The organism is Cupriavidus campinensis (assembly GCF_905397395.1).
GTDB classification, from domain to species: Bacteria; Pseudomonadota; Gammaproteobacteria; order Burkholderiales; family Burkholderiaceae; genus Cupriavidus; species Cupriavidus campinensis.
Genome location: NZ_CAJPVH010000035.1, coordinates 20,063 through 44,681, shown reverse-complemented (window position 1 = coordinate 44,681; position 24,619 = coordinate 20,063). Strand labels below are relative to the sequence as shown.

At 63.9% G+C, this 24,619-nt stretch carries 25 protein-coding genes and 1 tRNA gene; all 26 read left to right on the top strand.

Annotated elements, in window-relative coordinates; all coding sequences use genetic code 11:
• Nucleotides 1–83 precede the first annotated feature (83 nt).
• Nucleotides 84–1,088: an NAD(P)H-quinone oxidoreductase gene (locus KHO18_RS18590; protein ID WP_144201567.1), complete on the top strand. Its 1,005-nt coding sequence runs from the start codon at nt 84–86 to the stop codon at nt 1,086–1,088.
• Nucleotides 1,089–1,221: 133 nt separating this feature from the next.
• A complete protein-coding gene (gene tpiA, locus KHO18_RS18585) occupies nt 1,222–1,959 on the top strand; it encodes a triose-phosphate isomerase (protein ID WP_211943676.1) in 738 nt (245 codons plus the stop codon).
• A 49-nt stretch (nt 1,960–2,008) separates the two neighbouring features.
• Nucleotides 2,009–2,374, top strand: coding sequence for a preprotein translocase subunit SecG (gene secG, locus KHO18_RS18580; RefSeq protein ID WP_144201563.1), 366 nt, complete (start codon nt 2,009–2,011; stop codon nt 2,372–2,374).
• 189 nt (nt 2,375–2,563) lie between these two features.
• Nucleotides 2,564–2,648: transfer RNA gene (locus KHO18_RS18575), tRNA-Leu, on the top strand.
• 173 nt (nt 2,649–2,821) lie between these two features.
• Nucleotides 2,822–3,181, top strand: a complete 360-nt coding sequence (locus KHO18_RS18570) for an NADH-quinone oxidoreductase subunit A (protein WP_144201561.1) — start codon at nt 2,822–2,824, stop codon at nt 3,179–3,181.
• A 6-nt stretch (nt 3,182–3,187) separates the two neighbouring features.
• The gene (locus KHO18_RS18565) at nt 3,188–3,670 is read left to right on the top strand and encodes a NuoB/complex I 20 kDa subunit family protein (RefSeq protein WP_008643342.1); all 483 of its coding nucleotides are present in this window, start codon (nt 3,188–3,190) and stop codon (nt 3,668–3,670) included.
• Between the two features lies 1 nt (nt 3,671).
• Nucleotides 3,672–4,274 carry an NADH-quinone oxidoreductase subunit C gene (locus tag KHO18_RS18560; RefSeq protein WP_144201559.1) on the top strand — a complete coding sequence of 201 codons (603 nt, stop codon included), beginning with the start codon at nt 3,672–3,674 and terminating at the stop codon, nt 4,272–4,274.
• A gap of 10 nt (nt 4,275–4,284) precedes the next feature.
• On the top strand, nt 4,285–5,538 hold the full coding sequence (locus KHO18_RS18555; RefSeq protein WP_144201557.1) for an NADH-quinone oxidoreductase subunit D: 1,254 nt from the start codon (nt 4,285–4,287) through the stop codon (nt 5,536–5,538).
• Nucleotides 5,539–5,763: 225 nt separating this feature from the next.
• Nucleotides 5,764–6,261: an NADH-quinone oxidoreductase subunit NuoE gene (gene nuoE / locus KHO18_RS18550; RefSeq protein WP_144201713.1), complete on the top strand. Its 498-nt coding sequence runs from the start codon at nt 5,764–5,766 to the stop codon at nt 6,259–6,261.
• Between the two features lies 1 nt (nt 6,262).
• Complete coding sequence (nuoF, locus tag KHO18_RS18545) at nt 6,263–7,558, top strand: NADH-quinone oxidoreductase subunit NuoF (RefSeq protein ID WP_144201555.1); 1,296 nt, start codon at nt 6,263–6,265, stop codon at nt 7,556–7,558.
• Between the two features lie 12 nt (nt 7,559–7,570).
• The gene (nuoG, locus tag KHO18_RS18540; protein WP_149136412.1) at nt 7,571–9,943 is read left to right on the top strand and encodes an NADH-quinone oxidoreductase subunit NuoG; all 2,373 of its coding nucleotides are present in this window, start codon (nt 7,571–7,573) and stop codon (nt 9,941–9,943) included.
• Between the two features lie 18 nt (nt 9,944–9,961).
• Nucleotides 9,962–11,026, top strand: a complete 1,065-nt coding sequence (gene nuoH / locus KHO18_RS18535; protein WP_144201551.1) for an NADH-quinone oxidoreductase subunit NuoH — start codon at nt 9,962–9,964, stop codon at nt 11,024–11,026.
• Between the two features lie 74 nt (nt 11,027–11,100).
• The gene (nuoI, locus tag KHO18_RS18530) at nt 11,101–11,589 is read left to right on the top strand and encodes an NADH-quinone oxidoreductase subunit NuoI (protein ID WP_186296954.1); all 489 of its coding nucleotides are present in this window, start codon (nt 11,101–11,103) and stop codon (nt 11,587–11,589) included.
• 171 nt (nt 11,590–11,760) lie between these two features.
• Nucleotides 11,761–12,402, top strand: coding sequence for an NADH-quinone oxidoreductase subunit J (locus KHO18_RS18525; RefSeq protein ID WP_144201547.1), 642 nt, complete (start codon nt 11,761–11,763; stop codon nt 12,400–12,402).
• Nucleotides 12,403–12,419: 17 nt separating this feature from the next.
• On the top strand, nt 12,420–12,725 hold the full coding sequence (nuoK, locus tag KHO18_RS18520; protein WP_029050842.1) for an NADH-quinone oxidoreductase subunit NuoK: 306 nt from the start codon (nt 12,420–12,422) through the stop codon (nt 12,723–12,725).
• A 55-nt stretch (nt 12,726–12,780) separates the two neighbouring features.
• On the top strand, nt 12,781–14,865 hold the full coding sequence (gene nuoL / locus KHO18_RS18515) for an NADH-quinone oxidoreductase subunit L (protein ID WP_144201545.1): 2,085 nt from the start codon (nt 12,781–12,783) through the stop codon (nt 14,863–14,865).
• A 27-nt stretch (nt 14,866–14,892) separates the two neighbouring features.
• Nucleotides 14,893–16,359 (top strand): NADH-quinone oxidoreductase subunit M, encoded by a 1,467-nt coding sequence (locus KHO18_RS18510; RefSeq protein WP_149136410.1) that lies wholly within the window; start codon nt 14,893–14,895, stop codon nt 16,357–16,359.
• 21 nt (nt 16,360–16,380) lie between these two features.
• Nucleotides 16,381–17,856, top strand: coding sequence for an NADH-quinone oxidoreductase subunit NuoN (nuoN, locus tag KHO18_RS18505; protein ID WP_211943675.1), 1,476 nt, complete (start codon nt 16,381–16,383; stop codon nt 17,854–17,856).
• Between the two features lie 28 nt (nt 17,857–17,884).
• Nucleotides 17,885–18,199: a DUF2818 family protein gene (locus tag KHO18_RS18500; protein ID WP_144201539.1), complete on the top strand. Its 315-nt coding sequence runs from the start codon at nt 17,885–17,887 to the stop codon at nt 18,197–18,199.
• A 44-nt stretch (nt 18,200–18,243) separates the two neighbouring features.
• Nucleotides 18,244–18,885: an NUDIX domain-containing protein gene (locus KHO18_RS18495; RefSeq protein WP_144201537.1), complete on the top strand. Its 642-nt coding sequence runs from the start codon at nt 18,244–18,246 to the stop codon at nt 18,883–18,885.
• A gap of 205 nt (nt 18,886–19,090) precedes the next feature.
• Complete coding sequence (locus KHO18_RS18490; protein ID WP_144201535.1) at nt 19,091–19,561, top strand: DUF1178 family protein; 471 nt, start codon at nt 19,091–19,093, stop codon at nt 19,559–19,561.
• A gap of 96 nt (nt 19,562–19,657) precedes the next feature.
• Entirely contained in the window at nt 19,658–20,860 is a 1,203-nt protein-coding gene (locus KHO18_RS18485; RefSeq protein ID WP_144201533.1) for an acyl-CoA dehydrogenase family protein, read from the top strand.
• Nucleotides 20,861–20,873: 13 nt separating this feature from the next.
• A complete protein-coding gene (locus KHO18_RS18480) occupies nt 20,874–21,992 on the top strand; it encodes an acyl-CoA dehydrogenase family protein (RefSeq protein ID WP_144201531.1) in 1,119 nt (372 codons plus the stop codon).
• A 79-nt stretch (nt 21,993–22,071) separates the two neighbouring features.
• On the top strand, nt 22,072–22,521 hold the full coding sequence (locus KHO18_RS18475; protein WP_149136404.1) for a MaoC family dehydratase: 450 nt from the start codon (nt 22,072–22,074) through the stop codon (nt 22,519–22,521).
• A gap of 40 nt (nt 22,522–22,561) precedes the next feature.
• A complete protein-coding gene (locus KHO18_RS18470; protein ID WP_144201527.1) occupies nt 22,562–23,035 on the top strand; it encodes a MaoC family dehydratase in 474 nt (157 codons plus the stop codon).
• Nucleotides 23,036–23,650: 615 nt separating this feature from the next.
• Nucleotides 23,651–24,619, top strand: coding sequence for a ubiquinol oxidase subunit II (cyoA, locus tag KHO18_RS18465; protein ID WP_211943674.1), 969 nt, complete (start codon nt 23,651–23,653; stop codon nt 24,617–24,619).

The window sequence follows — 24,619 nt, the reverse complement described above, 5'->3', positions numbered from 1 at the left end:
TTTGTTTACACTGCCGGTCATTCCATGCGGATGGGGTTTGCCCGGCCTGCATGCCACGCACGACACACTGATGAGGAACGATCATGAAAGCCATCGAGATCCGTGAATACGGCGCGCCCGAAGTCCTGCAACTTGCCGAGCGCCCCGATCCGGAGCCGAAGGCGGGCGAGATCCTGATCCGCGTGGCGGCGGCCGGCATCAATCGTCCCGATGTGTTCCAGCGCACCGGCAACTACCCGGTGCCGCCGGGTGCCTCGGACCTGCCCGGCCTGGAAGTGGCGGGGGTGGTGGTGGGCGGCGACCTGTCGCACGCCGACAACCGCTTTGGCCTGAAGGTGGGCGACCGCGTCTGCGCGCTGGTGCAGGGCGGCGGCTACGCCGAGCTGTGCACGGCCCCGGTGGCGCAATGCCTGCCGGTGCCGGCGGGTTTGTCCGATATCGAGGCCGCTGCGCTGCCCGAGACCTTCTTCACAGTCTGGAGCAATGTGTTCGACCGTGGCCTGCTGGGCAAAGGCCCGCGCGGCAAGGACGAGACGCTGCTGATCCAGGGCGGCTCGAGCGGCATCGGCACGACCGCCATCCAGATCGCCAAGGCGCTTGGCTTCAAGGTCTTCGTGACGGCCGGCAGCGACGAGAAGTGCAAGGCCTGCGAGCAGCTGGGCGCCGATCGGGCGATCAACTACAAGACCCAGGACTTCGTGGCCGAGGTCAAGGCGCTGACCGAGGGCAAGGGTGTGGACGTGATCCTCGACATGGTGGCCGGCTCGTACCTGGCGCGCGAGCTGTCTTGCATCGCCGATGACGGCCGCATCGTCATCATCGCCCTGCTGGGCGGCGGCAAAGCCGAGATTCCGCTGGGCGACATCCTGCGCCGCCGGATTACCGTGACGGGCTCGACGCTGCGGCCCCGTCCGTCGTCGTTCAAGGGCAAGATCGCCGAGGCGCTGCACCAGCAGGTGTGGCCGCTGCTGGCGGCCGGCAAGATCAAGCCGGTGATCCATCAGGTCTTCCCGGCCGCGCAGGCTGCCGACGCCCATCGGCTGATGGAGTCGAGCGAGCACATCGGCAAGATCGTGCTGGCCTGGTAATAACGGGCGGCTGAGGACGCCCGCCGGGCGTCCTGCTGCGCCGGATCGGCTCGGTGTATGCAATTGTCCGCCCGTTGTGGCGGACCCCTTCCGGCCACGCTACAATAGTGGGTTTATTTCAGAGGGGGCACTTGTGAGACAAAAGCTGGTCATCGGCAACTGGAAGATGCACGGCAGCCTGGCCGCCAATGCGGCGCTGCTCGACGGTATCAAGGCGGCTTCGGCCCGCGCGACGCTGGCTGTTTGCGCACCGTTCCCCTATCTTGCCCAGTGCCAGACGCTGTTGTCGGGCTCGCAAGTGGCCTGGGGTGCCCAGGATGTGTCGGCTGAGGCACGTGGTGCCTTCACGGGCGAGGTGGCTGCCTCGATGCTGGCCGAGTTTGGTGTGAGCTACGCACTGGTCGGCCATTCCGAGCGCCGCACCTATCACGGCGAAACCAACGCCACCGTGGCGGCCAAGGCGCTGCGGGCCCTGGAATTTGGCATCGTGCCCGTGGTCTGCGTAGGCGAGACGCTCGCCGAGCGCGAAGCCAGGCAGACCGAAGCCGTGGTCGGTCGTCAGTTGCAAGCCGTGCTGGATGCGTTGTCTATCGAGCAGCTTGGTCGGATTGTTCTGGCCTATGAGCCTGTCTGGGCGATCGGCACCGGCAAGACCGCCTCCAGTGCCCAGGCGCAGGCCGTGCATGCCGTCCTGCGCGCGCAGGTGGCGGGCAAGGATGCTGGCGTGGCATCGCGCATGGCCATCCTGTACGGCGGCAGCGTAAAGCCGGACAATGCGGCCGAACTGTTTTCCATGTCCGACATCGACGGGGGCCTGATTGGTGGCGCCTCGCTGAAGGCGGATGATTTCCTCGCGATCGGCAACGCCTGATGCCGGTTCCGATCGTCTGATCAGGCAAGTTCGAAACGAATTCAACCAAATGGCAATCTTCAAGACTTTGTTGGTAATCGTGCAGGTCCTGTCCGCGCTGGGCGTGATCGCACTGGTCCTGCTGCAGCACGGCAAGGGCGCCGATGTGGGCGCGGCGTTCGGCTCCGGTGCATCGGGCAGCCTGTTCGGCGCCTCGGGCTCCGCGAACTTCCTGTCGCGTACCACGGCCGTGCTCGCATCGTTGTTCTTTGTCTGCACGCTGGGCCTGACGCTGCTGGGCAACTACAAGCCCACCGCTTCGCTGGGCGTGATGGGTGCCGCGCAGCAGCCCACGCCGGCCTCCGCGCCGGCTGGTGCGTCGGCGCCCGCGGCCGCTGCGGCCTCGGCCCCGGCAGGTCCTGCTGTACCGAAATAATCCGCCTGCGATCTGGCTGATTCCTGAGTTTTTTTAAAGTTGTGCATTGAACAAATCAGGGATCTTGGGTTAGAATGCAAGGCTTGAAACGATTCCCCAGCGACGGGGCTCAAGGCGGAAGACAGACTCTTCCACACGGGCTTCGGAGGGTGTAAAAACCCGGCGCAAGGCAATATTGTTTCTCCCCCAGCCGACGTGGTGAAATTGGTAGACACGCTATCTTGAGGGGGTAGTGGCGAAAGCTGTGCGAGTTCGAGTCTCGCCGTCGGCACCAAACAACTTGATCGGCGTCCGTCCGGAGCCGGCCCTCGGGCCATGCTTTGGATTGCGGCGCCGGCAGTCCGCAAGGCGGCGCCGTAGCTAAGACGGGATGGCGCTTGGGGTGGGCAACAGGACGCCGCTTCAGCTGGTGCTGTTGACAACATTCCAGATAAGGCTGGCCGTATCTTGACTCTCGAAGCCTACTTCCCCGTCCTCATCTTCATCCTCTTTGGCGTCGTGCTCGGTGTGGCACTGATGTCCATTGGTCGGATACTCGGTCCCAACAATCCTGATACCGCGAAGCTGTCGCCCTACGAGTGCGGCTTCGAAGCGTTCGAGGACGCGCGCATGAAGTTCGACGTGCGCTACTACCTCATCGCCATCCTCTTTATCCTGTTCGATCTCGAAACTGCCTTCCTGTTTCCGTGGGGTGTCGCCCTCAAGGATATCGGCTGGCCGGGATTCATCGCCATGGGCGTGTTTCTGCTGGAATTCATCGTGGGCTTCGTCTACATCTGGAAAAAGGGCGCGCTCGATTGGGAGTGATGTGAAATGGCAATCGAAGGCGTTCTCAATGAAGGCTTCGTCACGACTACCGCTGACAAGCTGATCAACTGGACCCGCACGGGCTCGCTCTGGCCGATGACGTTCGGCCTGGCGTGCTGTGCCGTGGAAATGATGCATGCCGGCGCCGCGCGCTACGACATGGACCGCTTCGGCGTGATTTTTCGCCCGTCGCCGCGTCAGTCGGACGTGATGATCGTGGCCGGCACGCTGTGCAACAAGATGGCCCCCGCGCTCCGCAAGGTCTATGACCAGATGGCCGAGCCGCGCTGGGTGATCTCGATGGGCTCGTGCGCCAATGGCGGCGGCTACTACCACTACTCGTACTCGGTGGTGCGTGGCTGCGACCGCATCGTGCCGGTCGATATCTATGTTCCGGGCTGCCCGCCGACGGCGGAAGCGCTGATCTACGGCGTGATCCAGCTGCAGAACAAGATCAAGCGTACCAACACCATCGCGCGCAAGGGCTGACATGGCGAATAACCTGGACACCCTCAAGACTGCGCTCGAAAAGGTTCTCGGCAAGCGCGTGCAGAGCCTGGTCGAAGCGGTTGGCGAGCTGACGCTGATCGTCAAGGCCGACGACTACCTCGAAGTGGCCCGCCTGCTGCGCGACGAGCCGTCGCTGCGCTTCGAGCAACTGCTGGACATCTGCGGCGTCGACTACTCCGACTACGCCGATGGCGCCTGGGACGGCCTGCGCTTCGCGGCCGTGTCGCACCTGATCTCGATCACGCACAACTGGCGCCTGCGCCTGCGCGTGTTCGCGCCGGATGATGACCTGCCCGTGGTGCCGTCGCTGATCGACGTGTGGAATTCGGCCAACTGGTTCGAGCGCGAAGCCTTCGATTTCTACGGCATCGTGTTCGAAGGCCACCCGGACCTGCGCCGCATCCTGACCGACTACGGTTTCGTCGGCCACCCGTTCCGCAAGGATTTCCCGGTTTCCGGCTTCGTGGAGATGCGCTACGACCCGGAACAGAAACGGGTGATCTACCAGCCGGTGACGATCGAGCCGCGCGAAGTCACGCCTCGCGTGATTCGCGAGGAAAACTACGGCGGCGTGCAGCACTGAGATCGACGTCATGGCAGATATCAAGAACTACACCCTGAACTTCGGCCCGCAACACCCGGCAGCGCACGGCGTGCTGCGCCTGGTGCTCGAGCTGGACGGCGAAGTCATCCAGCGTGCCGACCCCCACATCGGCCTGCTGCACCGTGCCACCGAGAAGCTGGCCGAACAGAAGACCTGGATCCAGAGCGTGCCGTACATGGACCGTCTCGACTACGTGTCGATGATGGTCAACGAACACGCCTACGTGATGGCCATCGAGCGCCTGCTGGGCCTCGAGGTGCCGGTGCGTGCGCAGTACATCCGCGTGATGTTCGACGAAATCACCCGCCTGCTGAACCACCTGATGTGGATCGGCTCGCACGCGCTCGACGTGGGTGCGATGGCGGTGTTCCTCTACGCGTTCCGTGAGCGCGAGGACATGTTCGACATGTACGAGGCGGTGTCGGGCGCGCGCATGCACGCGGCCTACTACCGTCCGGGCGGCGTCTACCGCGACCTGCCTGACACGATGCCGCAATACCGGGCGTCGAAGATCCACAACGAGCGTGCCATCAAGGTGATGAACGAAGCCCGTTCGGGCTCGCTGCTGGACTTCATCGAAGACTTCACGAACCGTTTTCCGACGTACGTGGATGAATATGAGACGCTGCTGACCGATAACCGTATCTGGAAGCAGCGTCTGGTGGACATCGGCGTGGTCAGCCCGGAGCGGGCACTGCAGATGGGCTTTACCGGCCCGATGCTGCGCGGCTCGGGCATCGAGTGGGACCTGCGCAAGAAGCAGCCCTACGAGGTGTACGACCAGCTCGACTTCGACATCCCCGTCGGCAACGGCGGCGACTGCTACGCGCGCTACCTGGTGCGCGTGGAAGAGATGCGCCAGTCGAACCGGATCATCAAGCAGTGCGTGGACTGGCTGCGCCGCAACCCGGGCCCGGTGATCACCGAGAACCACAAGGTGGCACCGCCCTCGCGCGTGGACATGAAGTCCAACATGGAAGAGCTGATCCACCACTTCAAGCTGTTCACCGAAGGCATTCACGTGCCGGCTGGAGAGGCTTACGCGGCGGTGGAGCACCCGAAGGGCGAGTTCGGCATCTACGCGATCTCGGACGGCGCGAACAAGCCGTACCGCCTGAAGATCCGTGCACCTGGCTTTGCCCACCTGGCCGCGCTGGACGAAATGGCCAAGGGACACATGATCGCCGATGCCGTGACGATCATCGGGACGCAGGACATCGTGTTCGGCGAGATCGACCGCTAAGTCGATCGAGAATCCGGAGACGGGGAGTCTCCACCCAGGCGTAAAGGCCGTCACCCGGACGACGATTCGGGTTCATGCGGCCGGCCCCGCGAGTGTCGGGGGCGGCAGGCGATGCCTGCGACGGACCGGCGGGGCGCAGAGCGACCTGGCCGGCGGAACATGGCAGCGACGGCTGCAAACCAGCGGAGGCCGCGAGCCGGCTTTCGCCGTATTACTGCAATGACCATGCTATCAGCAGAAGCTCTCAAGGAAATCGATCGCGCGATCGCGAAGTATCCGGCCGACCAGAAACAGTCGGCCGTGATGGCGGCACTCGCCGTGGCACAGGGCGAGGTGGGCTGGGTTTCCCCCGAAGTCATGCAGTTCGTCGCCAGCTACCTCGACATGCCGCCCGTGTGGGTGGAAGAGGTGGCCACGTTCTACAACATGTATGACACCAAGCCGGTGGGCAAGTACAAGCTCACCGTCTGCACCAACCTGCCGTGCGCACTGTCCGGCGGCGACCGCGCGGGCGACTACCTGAAGCGCAAGCTCGGCATCGACTACAACGAGACCACCGCCGACGGCTGCTTCACCCTGAAAGAGGGTGAGTGCATGGGCGCCTGCGGCGATGCACCGGTGATGATCGTGAACAACACCCGTATGTGCAGCTTCATGAGCAACGACAAGCTCGACGCGCTGGTCGACGAGCTGAAGACCGAAGCCGCCAAGGGAGCCAAGTAACATGACCTCTCTGCACGACCGTCACATCAAGCCGCTGATCCTGGCTGGCCTCGACGGCAAGAACTGGCACCTCGAAGACTACGTCAAGCGCGGCGGCTACAAGCAGCTGCGCCGGATTCTGACCGAGAAGATTCCGCCCGAGCAGGTGATTGCCGACGTCAAGGCGTCCGGCCTGCGCGGCCGTGGCGGCGCTGGCTTCCCCACGGGCCTGAAGTGGAGCTTCATGCCGCGTACGTTCCCGGGCCAGAAGTACCTGGTCTGCAATACGGACGAGGGCGAGCCGGGCACGTTCAAGGACCGCGACATCATCCGCTACAACCCGCATTCGCTGATCGAGGGCATGGCCATCGGCGCGTATGCGATGGGCATCACCGTGGGCTACAACTACATCCACGGCGAGATCTGGAACGAGTACAAGATCTTCGAGGAAGCCCTCGAGGAAGCGCGTGCGGCCGGGTTCCTCGGCGACAAGATCATGGGCTCGGACTTCAACTTCCAGCTCCATGCGCACCATGGCTACGGCGCGTACATCTGCGGCGAGGAAACGGCGCTGCTGGAGTCGCTCGAAGGCAAGAAGGGCCAGCCGCGCTTCAAGCCGCCTTTCCCTGCGAGCTTCGGCCTGTACGGCAAGCCGACCACGATCAACAACACCGAGACGTTTGCCGCGGTGCCCTTCCTGCTGGAAGTGGGCCCGGAAAACTATCTCAAGCTGGGCAAGCCGAACAACGGCGGCACCAAGATCTTCTCGATCTCGGGCGACATCGAGCGTCCGGGCAACTACGAGATCCCCCTGGGCACGCCGTTCTCGACGCTGCTCGAGCTGGCCGGCGGCATGCGCGGCGGCAAGCGCATCAAGGCGGTGATTCCGGGTGGCTCGTCTGCCCCGGTGGTGCCGGGCGACCTGATGATGGCGTCGGACATGGACTACGACTCGATCGCCAAGGCCGGCTCGATGCTGGGCTCGGGCGCCGTGATCGTCATGGACGAGACCCGCTGCATGGTGCGCTCGCTGCTGCGTCTGTCGTATTTCTATTTTGAAGAATCGTGCGGCCAGTGCACGCCGTGCCGCGAAGGCACCGGCTGGCTCTATCGCATGGTCAATCGCATTGAACACGGAGAAGGGCGCCAGGAAGACCTGGACCTGCTCAACAACGTCGCGGAAAACATCATGGGGCGCACGATCTGCGCGCTCGGCGATGCTGCGGCGATGCCGGTACGCGGCATGCTCAAGCACTACTGGAAAGAGTTCGAGTATCACGTCGAACACAAGCAGTGCATGGTCCCGGCCCATTCTTAAGCGTGGCAGAACATGGTTGAACTCGAGATCGACGGCAAGAAGGTAGAGGTTGCGGAAGGCAGCCTCGTGATGGAAGCCGCCCGCAAGCTGGGCACCTACATCCCGCATTTCTGCTACCACCGCAAACTCTCCATCGCGGCGAACTGCCGCATGTGCCTGGTGGAGGTGGAGAAGGCGCCCAAGGCGCTGCCCGCCTGCGCCACGCCGGTGACGCCTGGCATGAAGGTCTTCACGAACTCGGAAAAGGCCGTCAAGGCCCAGAAGTCCGTGATGGAATTCCTGCTGATCAACCACCCGCTCGACTGCCCGATCTGCGATCAGGGCGGCGAATGCCAGCTCCAGGATCTGGCGGTGGGCTACGGTGCGTCGGAGTCGCGCTACAAGGAAGAGAAGCGCGTGGTGTTCCACAAGAACGTGGGCCCGCTGATCTCCATGGAGGAGATGACCCGCTGCATCCACTGCACCCGTTGCGTGCGCTTCGGCCAGGAAGTGGCCGGCGTGATGGAACTGGGCATGTTGAACCGTGGCGAGCACTCGGAAATCACGACCTTCGTTGGCCAGACCGTGGATTCGGAACTGTCCGGCAACATGATCGACCTGTGCCCGGTTGGCGCGCTGACGAGCAAGCCGTTCCGCTACTCGGCCCGTACGTGGGAACTGGCGCGTCGCAAGTCGGTGTCGCCGCACGACGGCCTGGGCGCGAACCTGGTTATCCAGACCAAGAACCAGCGCGTCATGCGCGTGCTGCCGCTGGAAAACGAAGAGATCAACGAGTGCTGGCTGTCGGACAAGGACCGCTTCGCCTATGAAGGCCTGAACAGCCCGGACCGCCTGGTGCGTCCGCTGCTGAAGCAGGGCGGCGAATGGATGGAAACCGACTGGCAGACCGCGCTGGAATACGTCGCCAACGGCCTCGCGAGCATCAAGCGCGACCATGGCGCCGACCAGATCGCCGCGCTGGCCAGTCCGCACAGCACGCTCGAAGAGCTGTACCTGCTCGGCAAGCTGGTGCGTGGCCTCGGCAGCGACAACATCGACTTCCGCCTGCGCCAGACCGATTTCTCGGCGGCCCTGAAGGGCGCGCCGTGGCTCGGCATGCCGGTGGCCGATGTGACCACGCTGCAACGCGTGCTCGTGATTGGTTCGTCGCTGCGCAAGGATCACCCGCTGCTGGCCTCGCGTCTGCGTCAGGCCGGCAAGAAGGGCGCCCGCGTGACGGTGCTGGGTGCTGGCGGTGAAGACCTGCTGATGCCGGCGACGCGCATCGACGTGGCCCCGTCCGCCTGGACCGCCGCGCTGGCCGGTGTGGCCCGCGCCGTGGCGTCTGCCAAGGGTGTGGCGGCTCCCGCCGGTACCGAGGGTTTCGATGGCGGCGACGCCGCGGCCAAGGTGGCCGAAGCGCTGCTGTCCGGCGAACGCCGTGCGGTGTTCCTCGGCAACGAGGCTGTGCGCCATCCGCAATTCTCGGCGCTGCACGCGCTGGCACAGTGGATCGCCACGGAAACGGGCGCGACGCTGGGCTTCCTGACCGAAGCGGCCAATACGGTCGGCGGCTACATCGCCGGCGCGCTGCCGCAGCAAGGCGGCGCCAATGCGCAGGCGATGCTCGACGCGCCGCGCAAGGCCTACATCGTGCTGAACGCCGAACCCGAGTTCGATACCGCCGACGCCCGCAAGGCGCTGGCCGCGCTGAACCAGGCCGGTACGGTCGTGGTGCTGTCGCCGTTCCGCTCGGAAGCGGCCATGCAGTACGCCGACGTGATCCTGCCGGTGACGCCGTTCACGGAAACCGCCGGTACCTTCGTCAATGCCGAAGGCGTGCCGCAGAGCTTTAACGGCGTGGTGCGCGCGCTGGGCGAATCGCGTCCCGCCTGGAAGGTGCTGCGCGTGCTGGGCAACCTGCTGGATGTGCCGGGCTTCGACTTCGACACGGCCGAAGCCGTACGCGAGGAAGTGCTGGCCAAGCCGGTGGCACCGCAACTGAACAACACCACCGATGCCCCGATCCGCGTGACGGCTGCTGCCGCCAACGGTATCGAGCGCATTGCCGATGTGCCGATCTACCATGCCGACCCGATCGTGCGCCGTGCCGACTCGCTGCAGCTGACCGCGGCCGCGCGCCGTGCGATGCAGGTGGCGCTGTCGTCCGACCTGTTCGACAAGCTGGGCGTGCAGGTGGGCGACCCGGTGCGCGTGACGCAGGGCGAGGGTAGCGTGGTGCTGCCGGCCGCGCTGGAAATCACGCTGCCGGCCAACACCGTGCGCGTGCCGGCCGCTACCGTGGCCGCCGCGACGCTGGGTGCGCTGTACGGCAACGTCACCGTCGAGAAAGCCATCGAGCTGCCGGGCCAGCAGGCCAAGGCAACGCCGGCGGCCACCGCATAAGAAGAGCGAGAACGCAACATGATCGATTGGATTACCTCGCAAGGCCAGGCTGTGTTCGGTGGCGCGTGGACGCCGCTGTGGATTCTCATCCGCGCGGTGGTCATTGTGGTGCCGCTGCTGCTGTGCGTGGCCTACCTGATTCTCTGGGAGCGCAAGCTGATTGGCTGGATGCACGTGCGGATCGGCCCGAACCGCGTGGGCCCGCTCGGCCTGCTGCAGCCGATTGCCGACGTGCTGAAGCTGCTGCTCAAGGAAGTCATGATGCCGTCGCAGGTCAGCCGGGGCATGTACCTGGTGGCCCCGCTGATGGTGCTGATGCCGGCCGTGGCAATCTGGGCGGTGATTCCGTTCCAGGCCGAGGTGGTGATGGCGGACGTGAACGCCGGCCTGCTCTATGTGATGGCGATCAGCTCGGTGGGCGTCTACGGCGTGATCCTGGCCGGCTGGGCCTCGAACTCGAAGTATGCGTTCATCGGCGGGATGCGCGCCGCTGCGCAGATGGTGTCGTATGAAATCGCCATGGGCTTCGCGCTCGTGACGGTGCTGATGGTGTCGGGCAGCCTGAACCTGTCGGCCATTGTGAACGGCCAGAACACCGGCTACTTCGCCAACATGGGCATCAACGTACTCTCGTGGAACTGGCTGCCGCTGCTGCCGATGTTCGGCGTCTACTTCATCTCGGGCGTGGCGGAAACGAACCGTCACCCGTTCGACGTGGTGGAAGGCGAGTCGGAAATCGTGGCGGGTCACATGATCGAATACTCGGGCATGGGCTTCGCGCTGTTCTTCCTGGCCGAATACATCAACATGATAGTCATCTCGACGATGACCGCGCTGATGTTCCTCGGTGGCTGGGCGCCCCCGTTCTCGAGCGCGCTGACCAACATGATCCCGGGCTTCTTCTGGCTGCTGATCAAGGTTTTCCTGCTGCTGTCGGTATTTATCTGGATCCGTGCATCGTTCCCGCGCTACCGCTATGACCAGATCATGCGCCTGGGTTGGAAGATCTTCATTCCGCTGACCGTGGGCTGGCTGATCATCGTGGCGATCTGGATCAAGTCGCCGTGGAACATCTGGCACTGATGTGCCCGGCGACGGCGCGCCGCTGCAAGTGGCAGGGCGCGCCGCGCGGAAATAAATAGGAAGCAATCGTCATGCTGCTCGCCATCAAGGACTTCTTCAACAGCCTGCTCCTGAAGGAACTCTTCAAGGGCATGGCGCTGACCGGCCGCTATCTCTTCGCGCGCAAGATCACCGTCCAGTTCCCGGAAGAGAAAACGCCGATGTCGCCGCGCTTCCGCGGCCTGCACGCGCTGCGCCGCTACCCGAACGGGGAAGAGCGCTGCATCGCCTGCAAGCTGTGTGAAGCCGTGTGCCCGGCCGTGGCCATCTCGATCGAGTCGGACCAGCGTACGGACGGCACGCGCCGCACCACGCGCTACGACATCGACCTGACCAAGTGCATTTTCTGTGGTTTCTGCGAGGAAGCCTGCCCGGTCGATGCAATCGTCGAGACGCATATTCTCGAGTATCACGGCGAGAAGCGCGGCGACCTGTACTTCACCAAGGACATGCTGCTGGCCGTGGGCGACCGCTACGAACCGCAGATCGCGGCGAACAAGGCTGCGGACGCCAAGTACCGCTAAGCAGGCCAGCATCGCTGAACAGGGCGGGTGCCGGAAACAGCGCCTGGACCTGAAGTGAATTTGAATTTGAATCGGCCCTGAACAGGGGCCACCAGAAGGATGCCGCGCATGGCGCGGACCACCCCGGGGGTGGTTCGTGCCGCGTGGCCCAAAGAGGATCCGATAGGGACCATGGAACTCACGACCGCCATCTTCTACGTCTTTGCGCTGGTGCTGGTGCTCTCCGCACTGAAAGTCATCACGGCAAAGAACCCGGTGCATTCCGCACTGTTCCTCGTCCTGGCGTTCTTCACCGCCGCGGCGATCTGGATGATCCTGAAGGCGGAGTTCCTCGCCATCCTGCTCGTGCTCGTCTACGTGGGCGCCGTGATGGTGCTGTTCCTGTTCGTGGTGATGATGATCGATATCGATATCGAGCACCTGCGCCGCGACTTCTGGACCTACGTGCCGCTGGCTTCGGTGGTGGGCGCGCTGATCATCGCCGAAATGGCGATCGTGCTGGTGCGCAACTTCATCGGCACCACGGCCGCTGTGCTGCCGCCCGGCTCGCAGGACCCCAACTACTCGAACACCGGCGCGCTCGGCAAGCTGATCTACACGGACTACATCTTCGCGTTCGAAGTGGCCGGCATCATCCTGCTCGTGGCCATCGTCGCCGCCGTGGCACTGACGCTGCGCCGCCGCAAGGACGTCAAGGCACAGGATGTGTCGAACCAGCTGCGTACCCGCCGCGATGACCGCGTGCGCCTGGTGAACATGCCGGCCGAGGGCCGGGCCGGAGCGGATGCGAACGCAGCCGCCAATAAGAACTAAGCCCGGAGAATAACGCTGTGCTCTCTCTCGCCCACTTCCTCGTGCTCGGTGCGATCCTCTTCGCAATCAGCATCGTTGGCATTTTCCTGAACCGCAAGAACGTGATCGTGCTGCTGATGGCGCTCGAGCTGATGCTGCTTGCGGTCAATATGAACTTCGTCGCCTTCTCGCACTATATGGGCGACCTGGCCGGACAGGTTTTCGTTTTCTTCATCCTCACGGTGGCCGCTGCCGAGTCGGCAATCGGTCTGGCAATCCTGGTCGTGCTGTTCCGTAACCTGGACACGATCAACGTGGATGACATGGATACGCTCAAGGGCTGATCCATGACCTCCATGACCCAAGACTGCTCCCCGACCGCACACCAATAAGCGTCCTATGGCAACCACGCTCAACCCCAACCTGCTGCTGGCGATTCCGCTGGCGCCGCTCGCCGGCGCCGCGATAGCCGGCCTGTTCGGCACCAAGTTCTTCGGCACGTTCTCCTCGGATACGCGCGGCGGCCGCATCGTGGCCCACACCGCCACGATCCTCGGTGTCGCCATCGCCTTCGTCCTCTCGCTGCTGGTGCTGCGCGACGTGATGGACGGCGCCGGCTACAACGGCACCGTGTACGAATGGATGGCCATCGGCAGCCTGAAGATGGAAGTCGGCTTCCTGGTGGATTCGCTGACCGCGATGATGATGGTGGTCGTGACCTTCGTGTCGCTGATGGTGCACATCTACACCGTGGGCTACATGCAGGGCGACGCCGGCTACAACCGCTTCTTTGCCTACATCTCGCTGTTCACCTTCTCGATGCTGATGCTGGTGATGAGCAATAACTTCCTGCAGCTGTTCTTCGGCTGGGAAGCGGTGGGCCTCGTCTCGTACCTGCTGATCGGTTTCTGGTACACGCGTCCGACGGCGATCTTCGCCAATATGAAGGCGTTCCTGGTCAACCGCGTGGGTGACTTCGGCTTCATCCTCGGTATCGGCCTGCTGCTGGCCTACAGCGGCAGCATGGACTACAGCGCCGTGTTCGCCAAGCGCGAGGCACTGGCCGCCGTGACCTTCCCGGGCACCGACTGGATGATGTTGACCGTGGCCTGCATCTGCCTGTTCATCGGCGCGATGGGCAAGTCGGCACAGTTCCCGCTGCACGTGTGGCTGCCTGATTCGATGGAAGGCCCGACCCCGATCTCGGCACTGATCCACGCGGCAACCATGGTGACCGCCGGTATCTTCATGGTGGCACGCATGTCGCCGCTGTTCGAACTGTCGGACACCGCGCTGTCCTTCGTGCTGGTGATCGGCGCGATCACCGCGCTGTTCATGGGCTTCCTGGGCATCATCCAGAACGACATCAAGCGTGTGGTGGCGTACTCCACGCTGTCGCAGCTGGGCTACATGACCGTGGCGCTGGGTGCTTCGGCCTACTCGGTGGCGGTGTTCCACCTGATGACGCACGCGTTCTTCAAGGCACTGCTGTTCCTTGGAGCCGGTTCGGTCATCATCGGCATGCACCACGACCAGGACATCCGCAACATGGGCGGCCTGCGCAAGTACATGCCGATCACCTGGATCACGTCGCTGGTGGGCTCGCTGGCCCTGATCGGCACGCCGTTCTTCGCGGGCTTCTATTCCAAGGACTCGATCATCGAGGCCGTGGCCGAGTCGCATATCGCCGGTTCGGGCTTTGCGTACTTCGCCGTGCTGGCCGGTGTGTTCGTGACCGCGTTCTACTCGTTCCGCATGTACTTCCTGGTGTTCCACGGTGAAGAGCGTTTCGGCAAGCCGCACGCCCACCACGACCACCACGAGGAAGAAGATGAATCGCACGGCGACGACCATCACCATGGCCTGGCCCCGGGCGAGAAGCCGCACGAATCGCCGTGGGTGGTGACGCTGCCGCTGGTGCTGCTGGCGATTCCGTCGGTGATCATCGGCGCCATCGCCATCGAGCCGATGCTGTTCGGCGAGTTCTTCAAGCACGGCGTTGCGTTCAAGGACGTGATCTTCGTGGGCGAGAACCACCATGCAATGGAAGAACTGCGTGAAGCATTCCACGGCTGGGTGCCGATGGCGATCCATTCGCTGACGACCCCGGTGCTGTGGCTGGCCATTGCCGGTGTGGTGCTGTCGTGGTTCTTCTACATGAAGCGCCCGGACATCCCGGCCGCGATCCAGCAACGCTTCTCGGGCCTCTACAAGCTGCTCGACAACAAGTACTACATGGACGCGTTCAACCAGGCAGTGTTCGCACGCGGTGCGCGCCTGCTGGGCACCGGCCTGTGGAAGGGCGGCGACCAGGGCCTGATCGACGGTCTGTTCGTCAACGGTTCGGCCCGCGTGGTGGCATCGTTTGCCGCTGCCAGCCGCTACCTGCAGTCCGGCTACATCTACCATTACGCGTTCGCGATGATCCTCGGCATGCTGGTGCTCCTGACGCTGACGATCACTGGCGTGATAGGCACCAAGTGATAGGCACCAAGTAAGGAAAACAAAGAAATGGTTCTGTCTTTCGCAATCTGGCTGCCTATCTTCTTCGGCTTGCTGGTCCTCGCCTCGGGCTCTGATCGCAGCAAGTGCTACGTGCGCTGGATGTCGCTGTTCGGCGCGCTGGCCAGCTTCGTCGTCACGCTGCCGCTCGTATTTCACTTCGATACCGCCTCGGCGGCCATGCAGTTCGTCGAGAACGCGAGCTGGATCGAGCGCTTCAAGATCAACTACCACCTCGGCGTGGACGGGATCTCGATGTGGTTCGTGGTGCTGACCTCGTTCATCACCGTGATCGTCGTGATCTCGGCCTGGGAAGTGATCACCGAGCGTGTGGCCGAGTACATGGCCGCGTTCCTGATCCTGTCCGGCCTGATGGTCGGCGTGTTCTGCGCGCTCGACGGCATGCTGTTCTACGTGTTCTTCGAAGCCACGCTGATTCCGATGTACATCATCATCGGCGTCTGGGGCGGCCCGAACCGCGTCTACGCGGCCTTCAAGTTCTTCCTCTATACACTGCTCGGCTCGCTGCTGACGCTGGTTGCGCTGCTGTACCTTTACAGCAAGACCGGTACCTTCGACATCCTGTCCTGGCACCAGGCCAAGCTGTCGATGAACGAGCAGATCGCGCTGTTCCTGGCGTTCTTCATGGCCTTCGCGGTCAAGGTGCCGATGTGGCCGGTCCACACCTGGCTGCCGGACGCCCACGTGGAAGCACCGACCGGCGGTTCCGTGGTGCTGGCCGCGATCATGCTGAAGCTCGGTGCCTACGGCTTCCTGCGGTTCTCGCTGCCGATCGCCCCGGATGCCAGCCACACGCTCGCCCCGTTCATCATCACCATCTCGCTGATCGCGGTGATCTACATCGGCCTCGTGGCGCTGGTGCAGGCTGACATGAAGAAGCTGGTGGCGTACTCGTCGATTGCCCACATGGGTTTCGTGACGCTGGGCTTCTTCATCTTCAACGACATCGGCGTGGAAGGGGGCATCATCCAGATGATCTCGCACGGCTTCATCTCCGGCGCCATGTTCCTGTGCATCGGCGTGCTCTACGACCGCGTGCACTCGCGCCAGATCGCCGACTACGGCGGCGTGGTGAATACCATGCCGAAGTTCGCAGCACTCTCGGTGTTCTTCGCGATGGCCAACTGCGGCCTGCCGGCCACGTCGGGCTTCGTGGGCGAGTTCATGGTCATCCTGGGTGCCGTGAAGTACAACTTCTGGATTGGCCTGCTGGCCGCCACGGCCCTGATCCTTGGCGCGGCGTACTCGCTGTGGATGGTCAAGCGCGTGATCTTTGGCGACATCGTGCACCAGCACGTGCGCGAACTGATCGACCTGAACAAGCGCGAGTTCTTCATGCTGGGCCTGCTGGCCATCATGACGCTGTACATGGGCCTGTACCCGAAACCCTTTACCGATGTGATGCACGCGTCGGTCGCGAACCTGCTGTCCCACGTGGCGCAGTCCAAGCTGTAACAGCGGGGGAGAGAAATCAACATGCAACCGTCTTCTAGCCTGGCTCCGGTGGCGCCAATCATCTTCCTGGCGATTGCCGTCGCGGCGATCAACTGGATCGACCTTGCCCGCGGCAAGGGCAGCAAGAGCGTGGCGTACCCGCTGTCGCTGCTGACCACGCTGGTCCTCACCGTCTGGTTCGGCATGAACGCCGCCGCCGGCGAAACGCACTACGCGTTTGCCAACATGGTCGTGATCGACCCGATGGCCAACGTGCTGTCGGCGTTCTGCGCAGCCGGCATGTTCCTGACACTGGTCTATACGCGCAGCTACCTCGGCGAGCGCGACATGTTCGCGGGCGAGTTCTACATGCTCGCGCTGTTCACGCTGGGCGGCCAGATCGTCATGATCACAGGCAACAACTTCCTGACCCTGTACCTGGGTCTGGAACTGCTGTCGCTGTCGTCCTATGCGCTGGTGGCCCTGCGCCGCGAGTCGCGCGTGACGTCGGAGTCGGCGATGAAGTACTTCGTGCTGGGCGCGCTGGCTTCTGGCTTCCTGCTCTACGGCGTGTCGATGATGTACGGTGCCACCGGTTCGCTGAACCTGGGCGAGGTGTTCCGTGCCGTGGAATCGGGTCGCATCAATACGACGATGCTGGCCTTCGGCGTGGTGTTCATTGTTGCCGGCCTGTCGTTCAAGCTCGGCGCCGCCCCGTTCCACATGTGGATTCCGGACATCTATCAGGGTTCGCCGACTGCCGTGACGCTGCTGATCGCGGCCGGCCCGAAGGTCGCGGCCTTCGCGCTGTTCATGCGCGTGCTGGTCGAGGGCCTGCTGCCGCTGGCCAACGACTGGCAGATGATGCTGGTCGTGCTGTCGGTGCTGTCGCTGGCGATCGGTAATCTGACCGCCATCGTGCAGACCAACCTGAAGCGGATGCTGGCGTACTCGACCATCTCGCACATGGGTTTCATCCTGCTGGGCCTGCTGTCCGGCGTGGTGGCGAACAAGACGGATGGCGCCGCTGATGCGTACAGCGCGTCGATGTTCTACTCGGTGACGTACATGCTGACCACGCTTGGCACGTTCGGCCTGATCCTGGTCCGCACCCGCAAGGGCTTCGAGGCCGAGACGCTCGATGACCTGAAGGGTATGTCGCGCCGTCATCCGTGGTTTGCGCTGCTGATGCTGGTGATGATGTTCTCGATGAGCGGCATTCCGCCGACCGTTGGCTTCTACGCCAAGCTGGCCGTGCTGGAGGCGGTGGTTGCGGCAGGCATGAGCTGGCTGGCGATCGTCGCGGTGCTGTTCTCGCTGATCGGCGCGTTCTACTACCTGCGCGTGATCAAGCTGATGTACTTCGATGCGCCGGTGGGTGAAGAGCCACTGGAAGCATCGGTTGGCCTGCGCTCGGTGCTGAGCCTGAATGGCCTGGCCATCATCCTGCTGGGTCTCTTCCCGGCAGCGCTGATGAACCTGTGCTACCAGGCAATCCGCGCCACGCTGGCGTCCTGATCGTCACCCATAGAATAGGCACCGGATCATGAGTTCCTCGGCGGGCGGTTGGTTTGTCATCTTGCTGGCACTGGTGTGTGCCAACCTGCCGTTCGTCAACCAGCGCCTGTTTGCGGCGGTGGGCCTTCGCTGGAAGGATGCCCGCAAGCCGCTGTGGGTGCGGGTGGCGGAACTGATCGTGTGGTACGCGGTGGCCGGTGCCGCCGGTTTCGCGGTGGAGGCCGGCCTCGGCAACACCTTCCCGCAGGGCTGGCAGTTCTACGCCATCACGGCTTGCATGATGCTGGTGTTTGCCTTCCCCGGCTTCACCTGGCAATACCTGGTCAAACATCGCACGGCCTGACGGCTTGCCTGCGCCCCGGCCGTGCTTTCCTCACCGGAGCGTTCATGACGGACAAGACCCACAAGGCCCCCCCGGCGCCCGCAAGCGGTGCCGACGAGCATCTCAGCGAAACCTGCGTGGCGTCCGCCACCCTCCATCGCGGTAAATTTCTCACCCTCAAGCAAGACATCGTCAGGCTGCCAGATGGCAAGCAGGCCGGGCGGGAGTACGTGCTGCATCCGGGTGCGGTCATGATGATCCCGCTGTTCGATGACGGCACCGTGTTGATGGAACGCCAGTTCCGCTATCCGGTGGGCGAGGTCATGCTCGAGTTTCCGGCCGGCAAGCTCGATCCGGAGGAGGGCGCGCTGCGTTGCGGCCAGCGCGAGCTGCTCGAGGAGACCGGCTATACCGCCCAGCGCTGGGACTATCTGACCCGGATCCACCCGGTCATCTCCTACTCCACCGAATTCATCGACCTGTTCCTGGCACGCGACCTCACGGCCGGCGAATCGAAGCTCGATGACGGCGAATTCCTCGAGACGTTCATCACGCCGGCGGGCCAGGTCATCGACTGGGTCCGGCAGGGCCGGATCACCGACGTCAAGACGATCATCGGCGCGTTCTGGCTTGAAAAAATCCTCTCGGGCGCGTGGCAGCCGGGCGAGCAAGCCGAGCCACCGTTCCCGCTCAGTGGCGTCGGCTGAATTCGCACATTACTGTTAAGCTTGCGGCGGCCGCGAGGCGGACATCCCGGGGTTTTCCCTTGGTTTTCCCAGTCTCGCGGGCCCGCCTTGGCAGTTTGTGTTTCCCACGCATCCTGCTAGGCGAAACGGTCACAGAAAAAATTAGCACGACCGTTCACAAAATTTCGATTCACGGCTAATATTTGCCCGACGGGCTGGAAAGATCATGAAGGTGCTCGACCTGCGCTGTGCGCAAGACCATCGTTTCGAGGGCTGGTTCGCCTCGGAGGAAGATGCGCAATCGCAGTTCTCGCGCGACCTCGTCCAATGCCCGGTCTGTGGCGACCACGCGGTCAGTCGCCTGCCGAGCGCGCCGCGCCTGAATCTCTCGGGCGCCACCGCCAGGCAGGAGACACCCAAGCCGGCCAATGCGCCGGGCGCGGTGAACGCCGAAGTCCAGCAGGCGTTGCAGGCGCTGCAGGCACGCTACCTGTCGGCGGTACGGCAGGTGCTGGCACAGACCGAGGACGTGGGCGATCGCTTTGCCGAGGAGGCGCGGCGCATGCACTACGAAGAGGCACCGGAACGCGGTATTCGCGGTTCGGCCTCGGCGGAGGATGTGCAGGCGCTGGCCGAGGAGGGCATCGAGACCTTTCCGCTCATCGTGCCGGACGCACTGAAGCAGACGGCCCACTGAACAAGCATCCTGTGCCCGGTTTTCCCGCGCAGCGATGCGCAGGTAAAACAACTCGCCGCGCGCTCAACTAGGGAGCCGGCACCACTGGAGACGGGCATGGATCTCAACTACTCGGCGGCCGACAACGCCTTCCGGCAGGAAGTGCGTAGCTGGCTCGAAGCCAACCTGCCGGCGCAAATCCGCGAGAAGGTTCTCAATCATCGCCGCCCCAACCGCGATGACTTCAAGACGTGGCACAAGCTGCTGGCCGGCAAGGGCTGGTCGGCCCCGCACTGGCCGGTGGAGTTCGGCGGCACGGGCTGGAACGCCACGCAGCGCCATATCTGGGACGAGGAAAATGCCCGCGTCGGCGCGCCCGGCGTGCTGCCGTTCGGCGTGGCGATGGTCGCGCCCGTGATCATGAAGTACGGCAATGCCGAGCAGAAGTCCTACTACCTGCCGCGTATCCTCGATTGCACGGACTGGTGGTGCCAGGGCTACTCCGAGCCAGGTTCGGGTTCGGACCTCGCCTCGCTGAAGACGCGCGCCGAACTGACGTCGGACGGCAAGCACTACATCGTCAACGGCCAGAAGACCTGGACCACGCTCGGCCAGCACGCCGACATGATTTTCTGCCTGGTCCGCACGGACCCCGAGGCCAAGAAGCAGGAAGGCATCTCGTTCCTGCTGATCGACATGAAGACGCCCGGCATTACCGTGCGCCCGATCATCATGCTCGACGAAGAGCACGAAGTGAACGAGGTCTTCTTCGACAACGTGAAGGTGCCCGTCGAGAACCGCGTGGGCGAGGAAAACCGTGGCTGGACCTACGCCAAGTACCTGCTCGGCCATGAGCGCACCGGCATTGCCCGCGTGGGCAACTCCAAGCGCGAACTGGGCTTCCTGAAGCGCGTGGCGCGCCAGCAGCAGAAGAACGGCAAGCCGCTGCTGGAAGATCCGGTATTCGGCGCCAAGGTGGCTGCGCTCGAGATCGAACTGATGGCGCTGGAGTTGACCGTGCTGCGCGTGGTGTCCAGCGAGGCGGCAGGGAAGGGTCCCGGCCCTGAGGCATCGATGCTCAAGATCAAGGGCACCGAGATCCAGCAGATGCTGACCGAACTGATGGTGGAAGCCGTCGGCCCGTACGCACAGCCGTTCGATACGGCCTACCTCGAGTGCGAGCAGCCGCACGCGGTGACCGGTTTCGACGACGCCGCGCCGCTGGCCGCGTACTACTTCAACTATCGCAAGACCTCCATCTACGGCGGGTCCAACGAAATTCAGAAGAACATCATCAGCCAGATGATTCTGGGGCTGTGAGGAGACACGCAACATGAACTTCAATCTCAGCGACGAACAGAAGCAACTGGCCGACGCCGTCCGCCGCTTCATCGACAAGAGCTACGACTTCGAGTCGCGCAAGAAAAACATCAAGGCCGAGGCTGGTTACGGCGAGGGCACCTGGGGCGCGCTGGTCGAACTGGGCCTGACCGCGCTGCCGGTGCCGGAAGCGCAGGGCGGCTTCTCGGGCACGGCCGTCGACATGATGGTGGTGCAGCAGGAACTGGGCCGTGGCCTGGTGGTGGAGCCGTACTTCGCCACCGTGGTCGCCGCGCATGCGCTGAAGCTGGCCGGCGGCCAGGACGCCCTGCTCGAGCAGGTAGCTGGCGGTGAGGTCAAGCTGGCCACGGCGTTCAACGAGCCGCAGTCGCGCTACGCGCTGAATGATGTGCGCGTGACGGCCAAGGGTGGCAAGCTGAACGGCCGCAAGGTGGTGGTGATCCACGGTGCACAGGCCGATAAGCTCGTGGTGTCCGCCCGCACCAGCGGCGCCGATGCCGACACGATTGGCATCTCGCTGTTCCTGGTCGATACGAACGGCGCCGGCGTGAGCGTGACCGACTACCGCACCATCGACAATCTGCGCGCTGCTGACGTGACCTTCCAGGACGCCCCGGCCACGCTGCTGGGCGCCGAGGGGCAGGGCTGGGACGTGCTCGAAGCCACGGCCGACTACGGCGCGGTGCTGCTGTGCGCCGAAGCCGTGGGCGTGATCGACACGCTGAACGCCGCCACGCTCGAGTACGCCAAGACGCGCCAGCAGTTTGGCATGCCCATCGCCCGCTTCCAGGCGCTCCAGCACCGCATGGTCGAGATGTTCATCCATGCCGAGCAGGCTCGTTCGATCACGCTGCTGGCTGCGGCCCGCTTCGAGGAGTCGAACCCCGAGGAGCGCCGCCGCTACGTGTCCGCCGCCAAGGCGCGCGTGGGGCAGGCCGCCCGCACGGTTGGCCAGGAGGCGGTGCAGATCCACGGCGGCATGGGCGTGACGGACGAACTGCCGGCCGCGCACATGTTCAAGCGGCTGACGCTGATCAACACCACGTTTGGCGATGTGGACCACCACCTGGGCCGCTTCGCCAGCCAGCCGGGCTTCCAGGCAGCCGCCTGAGCCCCACGTTGTACAGAAACCGCGCCCGTTGTCCCCGGCGCGGTTTTTTGCTTCTGGTAACGCCATCTACGGAGCGAACATGTCAAAGATGTATTTCGAGGATTACCAGGTTGGCAGCGAGCATCCGCTGGGCAGCTACACGGTCACCGAGGCGGAGATCGTGGCGTTTGCGAGCCAGTACGACCCGCAGCCGTTCCATATCGACAAGGACGCCGCCGCCAAGAGCATCTACGGCGGGCTGATTTCGAGCGGGTGGATGACCTGCGCGATCATGATGAAGCTGCTGGTGAAGTCCATGGGCGACCGGAGCAGCAGCATGGGCTCGCCGGGCGTGGACGAGATCCGCTGGATCAAGCCCGTCTATGCGGGCGACACGCTGACGGCCGTGCTGAAGGTGCTGGAGACGCGCCCGTCCTCGTCCAAGCCGGACCGCGGCGTGGTGCTGACCCAGTGGCAAGCCACCAACCAGCACGGCGAGCTGGTCTGCACGGTCAAGGGCATGGGCATGTACGGCCGGCGGCCGGCATAATACGAACCCCGAATCGAGACGACGCAAAAGAGGAGACACCATGCGCACCATCGCATCGCTGGAAGAGCTGGAAAGCCTGCAAGGCCAGGAAGTGGCCGTCAGCGACTGGACCGAGATCACGCAGCAGCAGGTCAACCTGTTTGCCGAGGCCACTGGCGACCACCAGTGGATCCACATCGACGTGGAGCGCGCCAAGCGCGAGTCGCCGTTCGGCGCCCCGGTGGCCCATGGCTTCCTGACCCTGTCGCTGCTGCCGCAGTTCATGCAGAACGCGATCCACATGGAAGGCGTCAAGATGGGTGTCAACTATGGCCTGAACCGGGTGCGGTTCACCTCGCCGGTGCCGGTGGGCAGTCGCCTGCGCGCCCGCGTGAAGCTGCTCAAGGTGGAGCGGCTCGACCCGATGCCCAACGGCCTGATCGGCGCCCAGTCCACCTGGGAGGTGACGGTGGAGCGGGAGGGCAGCGACCGCCCGGTCTGCGTGGCAGAATCGATCAGCCGACGCTACTCCTGAGCGCCAGCCAGTTCCGATCTGAATCGGAAAAATACGAGGGCCGCTAGAACGCGGCCCTCGTCGTTTGTCCAGTGGAATCGTTGAAAAACGATCCATCACGACATGGCTGTCCCCTGCGCGCGACACTTTCGGGCGGCCGATGTCATTGTCCGATTTTCCGAACAGTGTTTCCGCACCCCGTGGGTTTACCCCTAATGTTGCGTTGCGGTACAGTCGCGCCCACGATGTTTTATGTTATGCGGTATCCGCGCGAAGACCGTGCCCGCTGCGCTGGCGGGGTGGTCGAAACCGGTGGAAATCGCGTGAGCATCGTGACACAACGCTCGTCCCGGCGGCAGTCTTGAGCCGGGATCGATCGCAGTTCAGGCAGTCGGTTACCTCAGCGCACGCACCGCCCCCTCCGGCATCCCGCGCACGCAGTCGTCAGTTGCTGTCCAGCCGCGTTCATGGCGTTGCCCGGCCGCATGGTCCGCAGGCGCTTGCATCGCCAGTTCCGCAACGCCAGCTTTGGACACGTCCTCCGGTTTTTCCCAGCCCAGCCAGCCAGTTGCCCCGTGCAGCGGATGGCGGTGCCGCGCCTGCATGTCGGGAGCGGCCCAACCAGACCGTCGTGACATGAAAAAACCCATAATGCCGCGCTGGACGCGGTTCCTGCCTAGCCTTGGCTTGCTGTTGCTGGCCGGCTGCAACATGACGCTGCTCGACCCGAAGGGTCAGGTCGGTGTCGACATCAAGGGCATCATCCTGATCGCTACCTGGCTCATGCTGCTGGTGGTGGTGCCGGTGATCGTCCTGACGCTGGTCTTCGCCTGGAAGTACCGCGCCACCAACAAGGCTGCCCGGTACGAGCCGGACTGGTCGCACTCGACCAAGATCGAGGTGGTGGTCTGGCTGATCCCCTGCATCATCATCGCGGTGCTGGGCTACATCACCTGGAAGTCGTCGCACGACCTGGACCCGTACAAGCCGCTGGAATCGAGCGTCAAGCCGATTACCGTGGAAGCGGTCGCGCTGAACTGGAAATGGCTGTTCATCTATCCGGAACTGAAGATCGCCACGGTCAACCAGCTGGCGCTGCCGGTGGGTACCCCGGTGAACTTCAAGATCACCTCGGATTCGATCATGAATTCGTTCTTCATCCCCCAGCTGGGCAGCCAGGTGTACGCCATGGCCGGGATGGAGACCAAGCTGCACCTCATCGCCAACGAAGCCGGCACGTATGACGGCATGTCCGCCAACTATAGCGGCGGCGGCTTCTCGGGCATGAAGTTCAAGGCCGTTGCGATGTCGAACTTCGACTTCGACGCGTGGGTGGCCAAGGTGCGCGCGTCTGACCGCCAGCTCGACGCTGCGGACTACAAGGTCCTGGCCAAGCCGAGCGAAGCGGAGCCGGTTGCCCTCTACGGCAAGGTCGAAGACGGCCTGTACACCGGCATCCTGCATCAGTACATGGGCGCCGACGGCCGCGCCATGGCCCGCGAGGGCTTCGATGGTGGCCCGGTCTGCACGTCGCGTAACACGCTCGGCGAAGAGCGGGTGTCCATGACCACGCCGGCCAAGCCGGCGCTGGGCGCGCAATCCTAG

Bases quoted from the DNA above. Each gene is read 5' to 3' on its own strand.
- KHO18_RS18590 (WP_144201567.1), top strand. From the start codon at position 84: ATGAAAGCCATCGAGATCCGTGAATACGGCGCGCCCGAAGTCCTGCAA.
- secG (WP_144201563.1), top strand. From the start codon at position 2,009: ATGGCAATCTTCAAGACTTTGTTGGTAATCGTGCAGGTCCTGTCCGCG.
- KHO18_RS18565 (WP_008643342.1), top strand. From the start codon at position 3,188: ATGGCAATCGAAGGCGTTCTCAATGAAGGCTTCGTCACGACTACCGCT.
- KHO18_RS18560 (WP_144201559.1), top strand. From the start codon at position 3,672: ATGGCGAATAACCTGGACACCCTCAAGACTGCGCTCGAAAAGGTTCTC.
- KHO18_RS18555 (WP_144201557.1), top strand. From the start codon at position 4,285: ATGGCAGATATCAAGAACTACACCCTGAACTTCGGCCCGCAACACCCG.
- nuoE (WP_144201713.1), top strand. From the start codon at position 5,764: ATGCTATCAGCAGAAGCTCTCAAGGAAATCGATCGCGCGATCGCGAAG.
- nuoF (WP_144201555.1), top strand. From the start codon at position 6,263: ATGACCTCTCTGCACGACCGTCACATCAAGCCGCTGATCCTGGCTGGC.
- nuoG (WP_149136412.1), top strand. From the start codon at position 7,571: ATGGTTGAACTCGAGATCGACGGCAAGAAGGTAGAGGTTGCGGAAGGC.
- nuoH (WP_144201551.1), top strand. From the start codon at position 9,962: ATGATCGATTGGATTACCTCGCAAGGCCAGGCTGTGTTCGGTGGCGCG.
- KHO18_RS18525 (WP_144201547.1), top strand. From the start codon at position 11,761: ATGGAACTCACGACCGCCATCTTCTACGTCTTTGCGCTGGTGCTGGTG.
- nuoL (WP_144201545.1), top strand. From the start codon at position 12,781: ATGGCAACCACGCTCAACCCCAACCTGCTGCTGGCGATTCCGCTGGCG.
- KHO18_RS18510 (WP_149136410.1), top strand. From the start codon at position 14,893: ATGGTTCTGTCTTTCGCAATCTGGCTGCCTATCTTCTTCGGCTTGCTG.
- nuoN (WP_211943675.1), top strand. From the start codon at position 16,381: ATGCAACCGTCTTCTAGCCTGGCTCCGGTGGCGCCAATCATCTTCCTG.
- KHO18_RS18500 (WP_144201539.1), top strand. From the start codon at position 17,885: ATGAGTTCCTCGGCGGGCGGTTGGTTTGTCATCTTGCTGGCACTGGTG.
- KHO18_RS18495 (WP_144201537.1), top strand. From the start codon at position 18,244: ATGACGGACAAGACCCACAAGGCCCCCCCGGCGCCCGCAAGCGGTGCC.
- KHO18_RS18490 (WP_144201535.1), top strand. From the start codon at position 19,091: ATGAAGGTGCTCGACCTGCGCTGTGCGCAAGACCATCGTTTCGAGGGC.
- KHO18_RS18485 (WP_144201533.1), top strand. From the start codon at position 19,658: ATGGATCTCAACTACTCGGCGGCCGACAACGCCTTCCGGCAGGAAGTG.
- KHO18_RS18480 (WP_144201531.1), top strand. From the start codon at position 20,874: ATGAACTTCAATCTCAGCGACGAACAGAAGCAACTGGCCGACGCCGTC.
- KHO18_RS18475 (WP_149136404.1), top strand. From the start codon at position 22,072: ATGTCAAAGATGTATTTCGAGGATTACCAGGTTGGCAGCGAGCATCCG.
- KHO18_RS18470 (WP_144201527.1), top strand. From the start codon at position 22,562: ATGCGCACCATCGCATCGCTGGAAGAGCTGGAAAGCCTGCAAGGCCAG.
- cyoA (WP_211943674.1), top strand. From the start codon at position 23,651: ATGAAAAAACCCATAATGCCGCGCTGGACGCGGTTCCTGCCTAGCCTT.